The organism is Blastocatellia bacterium (assembly GCA_035275065.1).
Classification (GTDB): Bacteria; Acidobacteriota; Blastocatellia; order UBA7656; family UBA7656; genus DATENM01.
This window is the reverse complement of sequence record DATENM010000102.1, coordinates 16,058-30,995: the sequence shown is the minus strand read 5'-3', so window position 1 is coordinate 30,995 and position 14,938 is coordinate 16,058. Positions and strand designations below refer to the sequence as shown.

15 protein-coding genes are annotated in these 14,938 nt (G+C 61.1%); 9 read left to right on the top strand and 6 right to left on the bottom strand.

All coding sequences use genetic code 11. The features are described from left to right. Nucleotides 1–92: 92 nt before the first annotated feature. The 3 genes from mnmA to VJ464_22605 all read left to right on the top strand — a co-directional run bounded on the left by mnmA (nt 93) and on the right by VJ464_22605 (nt 4,305). Nucleotides 93–1,211: a tRNA 2-thiouridine(34) synthase MnmA gene (gene mnmA / locus VJ464_22615; GenBank protein HKQ07937.1), complete on the top strand. Its 1,119-nt coding sequence runs from the start codon at nt 93–95 to the stop codon at nt 1,209–1,211. Nucleotides 1,212–1,409: 198 nt separating this feature from the next. Continuing rightward, a complete protein-coding gene (locus VJ464_22610; GenBank protein HKQ07936.1) occupies nt 1,410–1,826 on the top strand; it encodes a nitrous oxide reductase accessory protein NosL in 417 nt (138 codons plus the stop codon). A gap of 100 nt (nt 1,827–1,926) precedes the next feature. Further along, nucleotides 1,927–4,305, top strand: a complete 2,379-nt coding sequence (locus VJ464_22605) for a cytochrome c biogenesis protein CcdA (protein ID HKQ07935.1) — start codon at nt 1,927–1,929, stop codon at nt 4,303–4,305. 120 nt (nt 4,306–4,425) lie between these two features. Here VJ464_22605 and hpnE read toward each other — a convergent pair whose 3' ends face one another. From hpnE to hpnC, 3 genes are read right to left on the bottom strand one after another with little or no spacing between them, the layout of a single operon-like run. After that, a complete protein-coding gene (gene hpnE, locus VJ464_22600) occupies nt 4,426–5,751 on the bottom strand; it encodes a hydroxysqualene dehydroxylase HpnE (protein HKQ07934.1) in 1,326 nt (441 codons plus the stop codon). Then, entirely contained in the window at nt 5,748–6,623 is an 876-nt protein-coding gene (hpnD, locus tag VJ464_22595) for a presqualene diphosphate synthase HpnD (GenBank protein HKQ07933.1), read from the bottom strand. The genes hpnE and hpnD overlap by 4 nt, the downstream gene beginning before the upstream one ends. Further along, entirely contained in the window at nt 6,620–7,564 is a 945-nt protein-coding gene (hpnC, locus tag VJ464_22590; protein HKQ07932.1) for a squalene synthase HpnC, read from the bottom strand. Before hpnC ends, hpnD begins: the two co-directional genes overlap by 4 nt. A 396-nt stretch (nt 7,565–7,960) precedes the next feature. On the opposite strand from hpnC, the gene VJ464_22585 reads away from it, so the two are divergent. Then, on the top strand, nt 7,961–8,350 hold the full coding sequence (locus tag VJ464_22585; protein HKQ07931.1) for a hypothetical protein: 390 nt from the start codon (nt 7,961–7,963) through the stop codon (nt 8,348–8,350). A gap of 44 nt (nt 8,351–8,394) precedes the next feature. On the opposite strand, the gene VJ464_22580 is transcribed toward VJ464_22585, so the two are convergent. Together VJ464_22580 and typA are read right to left on the bottom strand one after the other, a co-directional pair. Then, entirely contained in the window at nt 8,395–9,150 is a 756-nt protein-coding gene (locus VJ464_22580) for a hypothetical protein (GenBank protein ID HKQ07930.1), read from the bottom strand. 130 nt (nt 9,151–9,280) lie between these two features. Then, entirely contained in the window at nt 9,281–11,101 is a 1,821-nt protein-coding gene (gene typA, locus VJ464_22575; protein HKQ07929.1) for a translational GTPase TypA, read from the bottom strand. A 154-nt stretch (nt 11,102–11,255) separates the two neighbouring features. Here typA and VJ464_22570 point away from each other — a divergent pair, with 154 nt between their 5' ends. The 5 genes from VJ464_22570 (at nt 11,256) to VJ464_22550 (ending at nt 14,571) form a co-directional block, all read left to right on the top strand. Beyond that, a complete protein-coding gene (locus VJ464_22570; GenBank protein HKQ07928.1) occupies nt 11,256–11,852 on the top strand; it encodes a hypothetical protein in 597 nt (198 codons plus the stop codon). 67 nt (nt 11,853–11,919) lie between these two features. Next, nucleotides 11,920–13,422 (top strand): Asp-tRNA(Asn)/Glu-tRNA(Gln) amidotransferase subunit GatB, encoded by a 1,503-nt coding sequence (gene gatB, locus VJ464_22565; GenBank protein HKQ07927.1) that lies wholly within the window; start codon nt 11,920–11,922, stop codon nt 13,420–13,422. Beyond that, nucleotides 13,422–14,024, top strand: coding sequence for a peptidylprolyl isomerase (locus tag VJ464_22560; protein ID HKQ07926.1), 603 nt, complete (start codon nt 13,422–13,424; stop codon nt 14,022–14,024). The genes gatB and VJ464_22560 overlap by 1 nt, the downstream gene beginning before the upstream one ends. Before the next feature lies 1 nt (nt 14,025). Then, complete coding sequence (locus tag VJ464_22555; GenBank protein HKQ07925.1) at nt 14,026–14,295, top strand: EutN/CcmL family microcompartment protein; 270 nt, start codon at nt 14,026–14,028, stop codon at nt 14,293–14,295. 3 nt (nt 14,296–14,298) lie between these two features. Further along, on the top strand, nt 14,299–14,571 hold the full coding sequence (locus tag VJ464_22550; protein ID HKQ07924.1) for a EutN/CcmL family microcompartment protein: 273 nt from the start codon (nt 14,299–14,301) through the stop codon (nt 14,569–14,571). Between the two features lie 23 nt (nt 14,572–14,594). On the opposite strand, the gene VJ464_22545 is transcribed toward VJ464_22550, so the two are convergent. Then, a complete protein-coding gene (locus tag VJ464_22545; protein ID HKQ07923.1) occupies nt 14,595–14,804 on the bottom strand; it encodes a hypothetical protein in 210 nt (69 codons plus the stop codon). Between the last annotated feature and the right edge of the window lie 134 nt (nt 14,805–14,938).

Genomic DNA, 14,938 nt, shown 5'->3' with positions numbered 1-14,938 from the left:
CAAACTTTAGAACCAGCCTGCGCCCCTGACTGTGCGCCATGTGAAAAAGGATCATAGCACTGGCTTGCGGGGCGGGCAAAGTATGAAGTGTTATGGCAAAGATCGCAGTAGCAATGAGCGGCGGCGTCGATAGCTCGGTGGCCGCCGCGATTCTCAAGAATCAAGGCCACGACCTTGTCGGCTTCACGATGCAGTTGTGGAATCAGCGGCGACGGCTGGCGCCCGGCGACGAGCCGCAACCGAGCCGCTGTTGCTCGCTCGACGATGTCTATGACGCGCGCCTGGTCGCCGAAGGTCTGGGCTTCCCGTTTTACGTTCTCAATCTCGAAGCTGATTTCGAGCGCGCCGTCGTGCGCCCGTTCGTCGCCGACTATCTCGCGGGCCGCACGCCGATTCCTTGCGTTTCGTGCAATACAAAACTGAAGTTCGCGCGGCTGGTCAGCACCGCTAGAGAAGTCGGCGCCACTCGCGTTGCGACCGGCCATTACGCGCGCGTGGAATACGACGAGCGGAGCGGGCGATATACGCTGCTTAAGGGGCGCGATCTCTCGAAAGATCAATCGTACTTTCTCTTCGAGATGACGCAGAAGCAATTGGCGCACGCCGTCTTCCCGCTCGGCAACATGACGAAAGCCGAGGCGCGCGAGATCGCCCGCACGCTCGGACTGGAAACCGCCGAAAAGCCCGAAAGCCAGGAGATCTGTTTCGTGCCCGATGGCAACTATGCGGCTTTCGTCGAGAAGTACGCGCGCTATGAGATGAACCGGGGCGACGACCGGACGCTTCAGACGGGCGAGATTACCACCGCAGAGGGCGAGGTCATCGGTGAGCACGGCGGTCTGCATCGCTACACGGTCGGCCAGCGCCGCGGGCTGCGCATCAGCTCGCCCGAGCCGCTCTACGTCGTCAAGATCGATGTGCCGCGCAATCAACTGGTCGTCGGCAAGCACGAAGCGCTGTACCAGTCATCGTTTACTGCCAACGGCGTGAACTGGATCGCCATTGCGCCGCCGACAGAGCCTGTGCGTGCCGCCGCGCGCGTCCGCTATCGCGCCGTGGAAGCGATGGCGACGATCACGCCGCTCGGCGCAGGCCGCGTGCGCGTCGTCTTTGATGAAGCGCAGGCCGCCATCACGCCCGGCCAGGCGGCGGTCTTTTATGACGGCGACCGCGTGGTCGGCGGCGGCTGGATTGAAGCCGTCGGCGAATAAGGCGACGCGGCGACGCGGGGAAAGAGCGACGCGGCGACACGGAGAAGCGGGGACGCGGCGAGGGATTTTTATATGAGAGCCTCTTTCTATCATTCGAGTCTTGCATCTGTCTCTGCGTCTCCGCGTCTCCGCGTCGCCGCGTCGCTCCTGTTTCTCGTCTTTTGCCTTTCCGCGTGTGGGCCGTCTCGCCCGGCGACGGTGAAGGCGGACGCCGCGACGGGCAACTGCCCTGTGTGCGGCATGCAGGTGAGCGGCGCGGACGAGACGACGGCAGAGATTTATTACAACGACGGCACCAAGCTGATGTTTGAATCGCCCGGCGATTTGCTGGCGTTTTACACCGCGCCCGCCAAATACAAGGCGGCGGCGGCGCAGCAGGAACGCGCCAACATCGCGCGAGTCGTGTTCAAGGATTATCAAACGCACCAGCCTGTGGATGGGCGGCAGGCGGCGCTCGTTTATGGCAGCCGCGTCGAAGGGCCGATGGGGCCGGATTTCTTGGCTTTCACGAAGCGCGCCGATGCCGAGACCTTTGTTGCGGCAAACGGCGGTAAGGTGATTGGCTTAAACGAAGTGACGCCGGAGATAGCGCAAGCCACCGGGCACGGCCATTAGATAATTGTCCGGTGTAGCGCAAGCTGTTAGCTTGCGCATGGGCGTGCGCAAGCTAACAGCTTGCGCTACAAGTGAACGGTTCTGAATTGAGAGTCGGTCTATGATGAGAAAAGCATTCTTCGGACGAATAGGATTGGCGCTGCTGTTATTGCTGCCGGCATCGCTCCTGGCGATGGCGCAAAGCGGCGGCACGGCGGCAACGGGGGCGCGCGGCAGCGCCGGCGTCGTCAAAGCGCAAGGCTATGTTTCGACCGACGCCATTCGGCCCGGCGATAAATTCAAAATCGCCGTCGCGCTCGACATCGCCGAGGGCTATCACGTTCAGGGACACCGGCCGTCCGCAGGGCTCATCGCCACTGAAGTCCAGTTCGAGCCGGTCGCCGGCATCGCCATCAAAGAGCCGACCTATCCCGCGCCCAAGTACATCAAGCTCGAATCGCTCGGCCTCGGCGATGAGGCGCTCGCCGTTCACGACGGCACGATCTATGTTGTGGCCGACGCCGAAGCCGATAGCTCGATCAGGCCGGGGCCGCTTGAGATTCGCGCCCGCTACACCGTGCAAGCTTGCAATGACCGCGTTTGTCTCGCGCCCGACACCCTTGATCTCGCCATCCCTGTAAAGGTCGCGGTGGCTACGGCAGCCGTCAAAGCGGCGAATGCCGATGTCTTCGCGAAGGCCGCGGCGCAGCCGGCGTTCGATGCTGCGGCCAGCCGGAATGCGGCGGGCGAGTTGACGCAGTTCGGCGGCGGTGGCTCGCGTTCGAGCCTGTTCGACAAAGGCATCGTGACGATTCTCGTCGGCGTCTTTCTCGCCGGACTGGCGCTGAACCTGACGCCGTGCGTCTACCCGATCATCCCTATCACCATCGGCTTCTTCGTCAATCAGAACGCCGGCGCGGCAAAGCCGCGACTGGGCCGCACGTTTGCGATGGCTTCGATGTATGTCATCGGCATGGCGGTCACCTATTCGATTCTCGGCGTGATTGCCGCCAAGTCAGGCGGCCTGTTCGGCGCGGCGTTGCAGAACCCCATCGTGCTGGTGGCGCTTGCCTGCGTGATGCTGGCGCTGTCGCTGTCAATGTTCGGCGTTTATGAAATTAAAGTTCCCGAAGCCTTGAACCGCTTTGCCAGCTCCAGCACGCAATCTACGAGCGGGCTGGTCGGCGCGCTGGTGATGGGGCTAACGATGGGCATCGTCGCCGCGCCGTGCATCGGCCCGTTCGTGCTGGCGCTACTGGTCGAAGTCGGGGCGCGCGGCAGCGCCGCGTATGGCTTCCTGCTCTTTTTCGTGCTGGCGCTCGGGCTCGGCCTGCCTTACTTGATTCTCGGCACCTTCTCCGGCGCGATCAAATCGCTGCCGCGCTCGGGCCTGTGGATGGTGACGGTGCGCAAAGTCTTCGGCCTGGTGCTGATCGGCATGGCGCTCTACTTCTTGATGTCGCTGATGGGCCGCTGGACGACGCTCGTCTTCGTCATCTTCTTTGCGCTCTCGGCGCTCTACCTGATCTTCTACGAGTCGGGTAAGGCAAAGCCCGCGCAGTTCGCCTGGCTGTTGCGCGTGATCGGCATTGGCGCGGCGGCGGTCGCCATCTGGCTGGTCGTGCCGAAGAAGGTCGAGGCGGAGATCGAGTGGCAACCTTACAGCGAAGCGGCGGTTGCCCAGGCTCAACGCGAAGGCCGCGGCGTCATCATTGATGCTTACGCGACGTGGTGCATTCCGTGCAAAGAGCTTGACCAGGCGACCTTCACCGAAGCGAGCGTCAAGCGCGAGGCCGAGCGCTTCGTGACCTTAAAGCTCGACCTGACCAGCCCAGAGAAGGGCTCGGAGGCGGCGCGCGCCAGAGATAAATTCGGGGTTCGCGGCGTGCCCACGGTCGTCTTCATTGACGCGACAGGCCACGAGCGCGATGAGCTGCGGCTCGAAGGCTTTGAAAAGCCCGCGCTCTTTCTCAGCAGAATGAAGCAAGTCCCAGGCGGCCAGCCCGCGGCGACGCAGATTGCTAAAGCCCGCGCGGACGATAAAGCGCCGCTCTCGGATGCGACCGCCGACGGCGCAGGCGGCGCGCTGCCGGCATTGAGTCTCAGCTTGTTAAGTAGCGGCGCGCTCAACACCGACCAGTTGCGCGGCAAGGTGACGGTGATCAACTTCTGGGCGACGTGGTGCGTTCCCTGCAAAGCAGAGATTCCGATGTTCAACCGGTTCATCACAGACTACAAAGCGCGCGGGTTGGAAATCGTCGGCATCTCGCTGGATGAAGAAGGCGCGGCGAAGGTCAGGCCGTTCGTTAAAGACAACCCGATGAGCTACACCGTCGCTATCGGCGATAAGCAGACCGCCGCCGCGTTCAATGTCGATGATTCGCAGTTGCCTGTGACCTTGATTGCCGATAAGCAAGGGCGCATTCGTTATCGCCACCTCGGCCTGCCGAAGTCGAACGACGAGTTCGAATCGAAGATCACCGAGTTGCTCAACGAATGATCGGTTATTATTAAACCGCAGGATGGCTGGAGATGTGCTTCGCACGCGGCGGCCGCGGAGGAACGCAGAGGCTGAATCAATCCTCTGCGTTCCTCCGCGCCCTCTGCGGTTAACCTGCCTTCAGACAGCCGCCAGGATATTTGCCGCGGTGTGGCCGCTTAAGACGGCGCTCTCGATGGTGTCGGGCAGGCCGGTCGCCGTCCAACCGCCGGCGAGAATCAGGTTCTCAATCGAAGTTCGCGGGCCGGGCCGCAAGGTGTCTGATTCAACCGTGTGCGACAGGGTCGCCTCGCGCTCTTTGACGATGCGACTGTGCAGCAAGCGGGCGTCGCGGCTTTCAGGCAACAGCTCGTGTAATTCGCCGAGCGCCATCTCGACAAGCTGCTCCTTCGTCCAATCGACAAAGTCATGCGCGGCGCTGATGATGACGGCGAACTGATTGGAAGATTCCGTCGGCTTGACGATCAAGTTCTTATTAAACAGCCACTGGCTGCGCGTGCCGATCAAGCCGGCGAACTGCCGATCAAAGACGCTGCGATCAAACCACAGGTTGATCGAGACAATCGGCGCCGCCCGCAATCGCTCAACCGCCGCGAACTCTCCGGCGCGCAATGCTTCAGGCAGCATTTTCAACAATGGCGCGTGCGGCACGGCGCTGATCACTGCGTCGGCGGCGAGGCGCTCGCCGCTTTTAAGCTCAACCTCGACAACCCGCCCGCCTTCGATCACCAGCCGCTCGACCGTCGCGCTGGTCTTTATGGTGCCGCCGCGCGCTTCGATGAATCGTGTCGCGCCTTCGGTGTATAGCTCGCTCAGGCCGACGCGGGCAATGCCGATGCTGGTGGCTTCGCGCCCGCCGCCGAAGGCTTCTTTCAGCACCACCTTGAGCATCGCCGCCGACGCCACCCGCGGGTCTTCGTTGAGCGTGGCTATGGCCATCGGATACCAGAAGCGCTCGCGGATGCGCTCGGATTGGCCGAGGCGCGCCAGCCACTCTTTGACCGTCTGCGGCGCTTTGCCCTGCCCGTTTCGTTGAATCGCCCGCCCGACGCGAACGACGCCGAGCTTATCGCCGAGCGTCAAGCCGCGCATTCGCAACAGGCCGGCGACCGCATGCAAGGGCGCGGGCAAGCGCGGGCATTCGAACGAGGTGTAGCCTTGCTGGCGATCCAGAAAATCGACCCGCGGGCGATCTTGAAAGGCCAGCCGGTCGAGGCAGCCGATCTTTTTCAAGAAGGCAATCGTCTGCTGATAACAGCCCATGAAGAGATGCTGGCCGTTATCAACGACGTCGCCGGTCTGCTGATCGATGAACGAGTAAGCGCGACCGCCGAGGTGGCCGCGCCGTTCAAGCAGGGTCACCGCCGCGCCGCGCTCGCTCAGCGCAACGCCCGCCGCAAGGCCGGCAAATCCGCCGCCGATGATGATGACCCGCCTGGCCGTCATGACTTCTTGAACTTGCTCCTGAGCCAGATTTCGAGGGCGACCTTCATGCGCCGCTTCTTCGAAACCGTCAGGCGGTTGCGGAAGACATTGAACTGCACGCCGGGCATCTGTTCGAGTATCTCGCGATAGATCGTCGCCATGATCTCCGCGGCGAACATTGAAGGGCGGTCGGTTTCGGGCAGCGAGGCGGCGGCTTTCATGAAATACGACCGCGCCCGCTGATACTCGTGCTTCATGAGCTCGATAAACGGCTGATTGTAGCGGTGCGCCCGCAGGTCGTCGGCCGTATAGCCGAAGCGTTCGAGGTCTTCGAGCGGCAGATAGATGCGGCCGCGCTGAATGTCTTCCTTGAGGTCGCGCAGGATGTTCGTCAGTTGCAAGGCGAGGCCGAGGTTGACGGCGTATTCGCGTGTCCGGGCGTTCTCGTAGCCGAAGATTTCAATGCAGATCAGCCCGACGGTCGAAGCGGCGCGGTAGCAGTATTCGCGCAGGTCAGCGAACGATTGATAGCTGTGCCACTTCAAATCCATCTCCATGCCGTCAACCAGGTCGAGGAAAGGCTGCTTCGGCAGATCGAACTCTTCGACCGATTCCATCAGCCGGTCGCCGAATGCAGTGGTCGGCGTGCCGCGATAAATGAACTCGATCTCGTCACGCCATGTCTGTAGCTCGGCGTAGGGGTCGCGGCCCTGCGGGTCTTCGTCAACGATGTCGTCGAGCAGGCGCGCGAAACGGTAAACCTCGGTGATCGCGCGGCGCTTGGCTTTTGGCAGCAGCAGAAACGAATAATAGAAATTCGATCCGGCAGCGCCGGCCAGACGCCGCGGCGCGGCGAGCACGCGGCCCAGAGTTGTTGAAGCGTTTGAGCTCATCGGCGGCGGAAGATGGATTTGCTGGCGGCGTTGAGCGCGACGCGCAGCTTGTCGGTCGTGGTAATCACCGGACGGCGGGTGAAGACGTCGAAGCGCGCGGCTTCGATGCGGTCAAGGATGCGCGTGCCTCCCGTCCAGACGGCGCGCAGCTCAAGCCCGAGGCGGCCGCTGACGGTCAGGCAGAGCGGCTTGCCATGGATGAACAACTCGCGGGCGCGTTTGACTTCGTGCTGCATCAGCGCGACGAACTTTTCTGTCGCCGCCTGGCGCTCGATGTCTGCGATGGTGAGGCCGAATCGCGCCAGGTCTTCGGCGGGCAGATAGATGCGGTCTTTGGCGAGGTCAATGGCAAGGTCCTGCCAGTGATTCGCCAGTTGCAAGGCCGTGCAGATGTCGTCCGACCAGCGGTGCAACTGCTCGTCGCGGTAACCGAACAGCAAAAGGATCAACCTGCCGATGGGATTGGCCGAGCGGCGGCAATAATCGATCAGCTCGACCTCAGTCTGATAACGTCGCTTGGTGACATCCTGTGAGAATGCCGAGAGCAAGTCCTCAAACAGGGCGAGAGGGAGATCGAATTGCCGGCGCGTTTCGGCGAGGGCGATAAAGATGGGATGGGTTGCCGGCTCACGCTCAGAGGCGCGCAACAGGCGGCGCCACTCGTCGAGTAGCGCCAGGCGCTCGTCATTGCTGTGCGGCTGATCATAGCCCTCGTCGGCAAAATCGTCAGCCGTGCGCGCGAAGGCATAGATGGAATAGAAATGCTTGCGCAGCGGGCGCGGCACCAGCACCGAGCCGACAGGGAAATTCTCGTAATGCGCGCGCGCCAACCGCTCGCAGAACTTGTAAGCCGCGGCCACCGTCCACTGCCCGGCGGTGATCTGCGGGCCCTCTATCGCAGCCGCGAGCTGACTCGATATCGTCTTTACGCCTGTGCTCATCGGTAATTCGAAAGCGGGATGCTATTCGCCAATCTCAAGGTTAGATTATATTGGCTTCGGGCTGATGAAGAAAGCGGCGATGGCATTGATGAGATATTGATGAGATGTGGAAGGGAATCTAAACACAGAGGCACAGAGCAGTACAAGAAATATCGAAAAGAGGGCATGACCTCTACTCCACGCCTTCGAGGAATGTCAATTACCAATAAAAACTGATTGCTTTGCCTAACAGGTTAAGATATAGTGCCGCGCCGTGGGTTGTAAGATAAACGAATCATCAAAGGAGATAGAGATGGCAACTGCTAAAAAAAAGGGGGAGAAGAAAGCCTCCAAAGATGGGGCGAAAAAGGGTGAGACCAAAAAGAGCGGGACTCATTCCGGAGGAGCAAGGAAGTAGTGAAACTTGAAGACTCCAGAGAGAACTATTACTTTTTCACTGGTAAAGTCAGCGATATTGTAAGGCAGCTTGGGCTAGCGGGTATAGGTTTGGTGTGGGTTTTCAAAATAGACGTTGGCGGAAGGCCAGTTGTCCCACCAGATTTGGCAACGGCTGCAAAGTGGATCGTCATAGGATTGGGATTTGATTTACTGCAATATGTTTACGGCGCTCTAGCGTGGGGTATTTACAACAGGTACAAAGAAAAATCAGATATAGACGTAGATACTGAGTTCACAGCGCCTCCGCAAATTAACTGGCCAACCAATACTTTCTTTTGGCTGAAAGTAGGGGCGATACTAACTGCGTATGTATACATTCTGAAGTTTCTGGCGACTTATATCGGCTAGAAGTGCGCCCATCGGCACCCGCCCTTCAAACAGAGCCTCTATGTTTATTTCGGTTGAAACAGCGGCGCATTGACGGTCGCCGGCTGGCCCTTCAAATCCTGAGCGTGCAGGCCATTGATGTCGGCGTAGAACGACAGCCGTCCGCTCTTGCCATACGCGACCGGCACCGCCGTGACGTTGAACGAGGATTGATCGGCGCTCAAGGTCATCACGAAGCGATAGCCGTTGACCAGGCCGCTCTCCATCTCCTTCGGCACGCCGCCGAGGCGGATCAATTCGGCAAGCGAGGTGGCGCGGCCCGGGTACTTGCGCCCGTAGAGAACCTCTGCGCCGATGATGTGCTGAAGGATATCGACGGTTTCGTCTTCGTTGGCAATCATTCGGGCGTTGAAAAAGTAAGCGCGGCCCTGCTGCTTGACCTCCGCGAGCGCGCCTTGATCGCCCACCAGCCATTCGCCGCCGACGTGTATGAGTGCGACCACCTGCGGCTGCTCATTGTCGGCAAACTTCAGCATGACGATTGCGGTGTCGCCTGTGACCTGCTCGCCCTGCGGCTCGATGCGGTCGGGAATCTGCGCGAAGGTGCGGGCAAAGTCGGGCTCCAGTTCTTGCAGCTCGGCTGCCGATAAGCCTTCGACCGCGCCGCGATAGACCGAATGGCGGAAGCCTTCGACGTAGCGTTTTTCTTTTAGCGCGCGGTAGAAATTCAGCGCCGCCGCGGTTGGCGTCTGCGCCTTCTGCGCCGCGGCCACACCGGCGCTCAAGGCCATGATGATCAGCGTGCTAATGATCCTTTTCATCAACTACTCCGGCGATAATTTCTGGGGAGGCGATGCTGGGGGGAGCGGCTTAGACTATACAACTCCGTGCCGCGCCTTTCAAGAATCAAAGCGGCAGCGCGAGCCCGCGGGCTCGCGCTGCCGCTTGCGGCTATTCGGTGGCGCGGCCTTTCGGTCGCTGATTTGAGGCGAGAATCTTCTTGCGCATGCGGATCGAAGCGGGCGTCACTTCGACCAGCTCGTCTTCGCGAATGAATTCAAGCGCCTGCTCAAGCGACAGCTCGCGGAAAGGCACCAGCCGCATGGCTTCGTCGGCGGTCGAGGCGCGCATGTTGGTCAGCTTCTTCTCTTTGACGACGTTGACGTCGAGGTCTACGTCACGGGCGTTCTCGCCGATCACCATGCCTTCGTAAACCTCTGTGTTCGGCTTGACGAACAGCTCGCCGCGCTCTTGCAGGTTATAGAGCGCGTAAGTCGTCGCCGTGCCCGAACGATCCGCCACCAGCGCCCCTGTGATGCGCTGCGAGATCGTCCCCTGCCACTCGTCCCAGCGCAGGAAGATGGTGTTGATCAGCCCCGTGCCCTTGGTATCGGTGAGGAACTCGCTGCGAAAGCCGATCAGGCCGCGCGAAGGGACTTCAAACTCCATGCGCACGCGGCCCGTGCCGTGGTTGACCATCTTCATCATGCGTCCCTTGCGCCGGCCCAGCGCTTCGGTGACGATGCCGATGAAGGTGTCCGGGCAATCGATCACCGCCAGCTCGATGGGCTCCAGCCGCTTGCCGCCTTCGTTGTGAGTGATGACTTCGGGCTTCGACACCTGTAGCTCGTAGCCTTCGCGGCGCATCATCTCGATAATGATGGCCAGCTGCAATTCGCCGCGCCCGGACACTTTGAAGGTGTCCATCGAATCGGTGTCTTCGACGCGGATGGCGACGTTGGCGAGCGCTTCTTTGTCGAGCCGCTCGCGGATTTTTCTGGACGTGACGAAGCGGCCTTCGCGGCCCGAAAAGGGCGAGACGTTGACGCCGAAGAGCATCGAAATGGTCGGCTCGTCGACGGTGATGCGCGGCAGCGGGCGCGGGTCGTCGGCTGCCGAGACGGTCTCGCCGATGTAGATGTCTTCAATGCCGGCGAGCGCGACAATCTCACCCGCCTCGGCGCGGTCAATCGGTGTTTGCTTCATGCCCTCGAAGGCGTAGAGCTTCGACACGCGGGTCTTCTCGACGCGGCCATCCAGCTTGCAAATGCTGATCTGATCGCCGACCGCGACCGCGCCGGAAAAGATGCGCCCGATGGCCAGCCGCCCGACATAGTCGTTGTAATCGAGATTCGCCACCAGCATCTGCAAGACCTCTTCGCGCGGCGGCGGCGGCGGCGGGATCGTCTTGATGATCTCGTCAAACAGCGGGCGCAAATCCGTGCCGTCGCCGTCCAGGCTCCGCTTGGCGATGCCGTCGCGGGCGATGGCATAGATGACGGGGAAGTCCACTTGATCTTCGCTGGCGTCGAGATCGATGAACAGGTCGAAGACTTCGCTGACGACCTCTTCGGCGCGGGCGTCCTGGCGGTCTATCTTGTTGATGACGACGATGGCCGGCAGCTTCTGCGCCAGGGCTTTCGATAAGACGTAACGGGTCTGCGGCAGCGGCCCTTCGCTGGCGTCTACCAACAGCATGACGCCGTCTACCATCTTCAAAACGCGCTCGACTTCGCCGCCGAAGTCCGAGTGGCCGGGCGTGTCGACGATGTTGATCTTGACCGGGCCGTAATGCACCGAGGCGTTCTTAGCCATGATGGTGATGCCGCGCTCGCGCTCCAGGTCCATCGAATCCATCATGCGCTCGACGGTCGCTTCGTTCGAGCGGAAGAGGCCAGACTGTTTCAGCATCGCGTCAACCAGCGTCGTCTTGCCGTGGTCAACGTGGGCGATGATGGCGATATTGCGTATATTCGGTATTGCTTGCACCATGTCCTCCATTTCGCTCTATGGCGAAACAGGTATGATAGCAGATTCGTGGGCTTCGTGTCAGGCAGGCGCGCCAATCAAAGGATTACATCGCCCGCCCTTGCTGGTATAATCACGGTAGCAGTGGATCAACGCGGCGCATCGGAGTGAGCAGGTTTTGGAATCGCTAACCATAAAACGCCAGGGCAGCTACTTCTACACACGCTCGTACTGGCAGGTGGTGTTGCTGTTGACCGTCATCTATGGCGGCCTCGGCGCGGTGCTGGCGATTCTCACCGAATCCGACCTCGACGACGTGCTCGAAGAGATCATCTTTCCCATCCTCGCCTTCATCCCGGTCTTGCTGATGTGGCTGACGTACGCGTTGATGCTCTTTGCTTTCAAGCGCGACGCCAGAACGGCGGTCGAAGTGAGCCCCGACGGCATTCGCGAAACCGCCAGCGGGCGCGAGCGCCAGTTCATCCCCTGGGCCGGCGTGCGCGAGATCGAGCTGGATGCCGATTGGCTGGGCGGCGCAACGCTCAGGGCGCGCGGCAACTTTTCAGAGATTGCCATCTCGAACGTCGATCTGGTCATCACACGGCCCATGCGCCTGTGGGAGATGCATCGCGCCCTCGGCCACAACGGCGACATCGTCAGCCTCTTCCTGCGAATGAAAGAGGCGGCGCCGCAGGCCGCGCCGAAGATGAACGCCCTGGCGCGCAAGCGGCTGAACCGCTATGCGCTGGCCGCGGGCGACGCCGGCAAGCAGTGAAGACGGCCCGCGCTTATCAATCCGCGAATCGATTTGCTATACTCCCCTTCCATTCGAGAGTCGATTTATGACGAGCCCCGCGAAAGAGATTCGAGACAAATACGAGCCGGTCATCGGACTGGAGATCCACGCGCAGTTGAAGACCGCGTCGAAGATCTTCTGCGGCTGCGCGGCGCAGTTTGGCGACGAGCCGAACGCCAACACCTGCCCGGTCTGCCTGGGATTGCCGGGGGCGCTGCCGGTCTTGAACCGTCGCGTCGTCGAGCTTGCGGCGAAGGCGGCGCTGGCGCTCAACCTTGAGATCAACCGCGAATCGATCTTCTCGCGCAAGAACTATTTTTATCCGGACCTGCCCAAAGGCTATCAAATCTCGCAATACGACCGCCCGTTTTCCGAGCGCGGCTGGGTCGAGATTCCCACAGCCTTACGCAACGACAACGGTCAGCCTCTCGCCTGGCAAGCGAAGCGCTTTCGCATCACCCGCCTGCACCTTGAAGAAGACGCCGGCAAGTCGCTGCACGAAGGCATGCCGGACGCGGCGAAGTCTTATGTCGATCTGAACCGCAGCGGCACGCCGCTGGCCGAGATCGTTTCGGAGCCTGATTTCCGCTCGTCGTGGGAAGCCTACGATTACATGCAGTATGTGCGGCGGGCGCTCGCCTACGCCGAAGTCTGCGACGGCAACATGGAAGAAGGCTCGCTGCGCTGCGACGCCAACGTGTCGGTGCGGCTGAAGGGCGCCGCACAGTTCGGCACACGCGTCGAGCTAAAGAACATCAACTCGTTCCGCTTCCTGCAAAAGGCCATCGAGTACGAGATCAACCGGCAGATCGCCGCCCTTGAAGCCGGCGAGCGCATCACGCAAGAGACGCGGCTGTGGAACGAGAACGAGGCGAAGACTTTTCCCATGCGCTCGAAGGAAGAGGCGCACGATTACCGCTACTTTCCTGAGCCGGATTTGCCGCCGCTAAGGATCAGCGACGCGGAGGTTGAGGGCTACCGCCGCGGGCTGCCGGAATTGCCGGAAGCGCGCCGCCGAAGATTTGTCGAAGAATATGGCCTGTCAGCCGAAGACGCGGCGCTGCTTACGGACTCGCGAGCGATGGCCGATTACTTTGAAACGGCGGCGCGGGCGGCGGGCAACCCGAAGGCGGCGGCCAACTGGATACTCAACGAGCTGGCGCGCGAGCTGAAAGCGAGCAACATGGGAATTCAGGCCGCGCCGGTTGCGGCTGAGAATTTGGCGGCGCTCGTCAAGCTGATCGATGCGGGCACAATCAGCGGCAAGATGGCCAAAGAGGCGCTCGTTGAAATGTACCGCAGCGGGCGGGCGGCGGACGAAGTGGTCAAGGCGATGGGCGGCGGTCAGGTGACGGACGAAGCCGAGATTCGCCGGCTGGCCGAGGCGGCGGTGGCCGCCAATCCGGAACAGGCGGAGCAGTACCGCGCCGGCAAGACTTCGCTGATGGGCTTCTTCGTCGGCCAGTTGATGAAAGCCAGCGGTGGCCGCGCCAATCCGCGGGCCGTCAATAAGGTCTTGAAAGCGATTCTTGATTCAACCGAGGTTTGATGAGAAACAGATTGGGAGTGTGCGCCTGGCTGTTGGTGGCGGCGCTGGTCGCGTCGTCGTGCAGCCACCGGGAAGACCCGAACGAAGTCGCCGTGCTGGATACGAGCTATGGGCAGATCGTCATCGAATTCGAGACGGCGGCAGCGCCGAAGAACGTCGCCAACTTCAAGAACCTGGCGCGCGATCATTTTTACGATGGCACCAAGTTTCATCGCATCGTCAAGATCGAAAACCGCATCGTCGCCATACAGGGCGGCGATCCGAATACGATCAACGGCGACCCGGCGACCTGGGGCATGGGACAGCCCGGTCAGAAGAAAGTCGCGGGCGAGTTTTCGAAAACGCTCAAGCATGTCGGCGGCACGGTGTCGATGGCGCGGGTCTCGAATGATCCCGACAGCGCGACCAGTCAGTTCTTTATCTGCACGGCGCCGAACCCGCAGTGGGACGGGCAGTATTCGATCTTCGGCAAAGTCATTCAAGGCATGAATGTCGTCGAAGCCATCAGCCGCGCACCGGTCGGTCGCAATGGCTCTCAGCCGCTCGACCCGGTCGTCATCAAAGGCGTGCGCCTGGTCAAGCGCAGCGAGATCGGACTTTGATATGCAACTGGCACGGGTCATCGGCACAGTCGTGGCGACGGTCAAGAACGAGCTGCTCGAAGGGCGCAAGCTGCTGGTGATCCAGCCGCTCGACGCTAGCCTACAGGCAGCCGGCAAGCCGATGATTGCCATTGATTCGGTGGGCGCGGGAACGGGCGAAATCGTTTTCTGGTGTCGCGGCAAAGAAGCGTCGTTCCCTTTTATGCCGGTCGAAGTGCCGACCGACTGTACCATCGTCGGCATTGTCGATTCAGTCTTCAAGCAAGAGTGAGATATGTTACTGGCAAAAGTTGTCGGCAACGTCGTTTCGACGCAAAAAGACCCGCGCTATGAAGGCGGGCGGCTGATGATCGTGCAGCCGATTGATCCCGATGGCACGCCGGCTGGCGAGGAGATGTTGGCGCTCGATGCCGTGGATGCGGGCGTCGGCGACACGGTCGTCGTCGTAAGAGAAGGGTGGTCGGCTTCGACGGCGGCAACCGGGCAGCCGGGCGCGGCAATAGATTCGGCGATCATCGGCGTGGTGGATGAAATAGAGGAGCGATAACAGGCGCAAGCGTTATGGCGGATTCAACCGAGGAAATGACCCGGCGAATACTTGAAAGCGTCCTGCGCCAGCTCGAAAGCGGCGCGGCGCGAGCCGCGACCACACCGGCGATCAATCCCGCGGATCATCAGAGCGCGGGCGGCGCGCCGATCATCGTCATCCTGCTCGGCGAACAGCGGGCGACGAACGCGGCCCTGCCCGTCGCGGCTCAACAATCCACTTGCGGGTGTCAAAATAACTCTCCCGACATAAGCAAAAATTCGCTACAATCATTACATCCGGGCCTGGAGCGGTTCGATCTGCGCCGAGACCATGCCGCATCCAACGCTCCTCGCAGGTGTGATCTGGAACCTGACCGTGATTGTGT

What these genes read in the sequence shown, in the direction of transcription:
- mnmA (HKQ07937.1), top strand. Translation starts at nt 93, where the DNA reads ATGGCAAAGATCGCAGTAGCAATGAGCGGCGGCGTCGATAGCTCGGTG.
- VJ464_22605 (HKQ07935.1), top strand. Translation starts at nt 1,927, where the DNA reads ATGATGAGAAAAGCATTCTTCGGACGAATAGGATTGGCGCTGCTGTTA.
- hpnE (HKQ07934.1), bottom strand. Translation starts at nt 5,751, where the DNA reads ATGACGGCCAGGCGGGTCATCATCATCGGCGGCGGATTTGCCGGCCTT.
- hpnD (HKQ07933.1), bottom strand. Translation starts at nt 6,623, where the DNA reads ATGAGCTCAAACGCTTCAACAACTCTGGGCCGCGTGCTCGCCGCGCCG.
- hpnC (HKQ07932.1), bottom strand. Translation starts at nt 7,564, where the DNA reads ATGAGCACAGGCGTAAAGACGATATCGAGTCAGCTCGCGGCTGCGATA.
- VJ464_22580 (HKQ07930.1), bottom strand. Translation starts at nt 9,150, where the DNA reads ATGAAAAGGATCATTAGCACGCTGATCATCATGGCCTTGAGCGCCGGT.
- typA (HKQ07929.1), bottom strand. Translation starts at nt 11,101, where the DNA reads ATGGTGCAAGCAATACCGAATATACGCAATATCGCCATCATCGCCCAC.
- gatB (HKQ07927.1), top strand. Translation starts at nt 11,920, where the DNA reads ATGACGAGCCCCGCGAAAGAGATTCGAGACAAATACGAGCCGGTCATC.
- VJ464_22560 (HKQ07926.1), top strand. Translation starts at nt 13,422, where the DNA reads ATGAGAAACAGATTGGGAGTGTGCGCCTGGCTGTTGGTGGCGGCGCTG.
- VJ464_22555 (HKQ07925.1), top strand. Translation starts at nt 14,026, where the DNA reads ATGCAACTGGCACGGGTCATCGGCACAGTCGTGGCGACGGTCAAGAAC.
- VJ464_22550 (HKQ07924.1), top strand. Translation starts at nt 14,299, where the DNA reads ATGTTACTGGCAAAAGTTGTCGGCAACGTCGTTTCGACGCAAAAAGAC.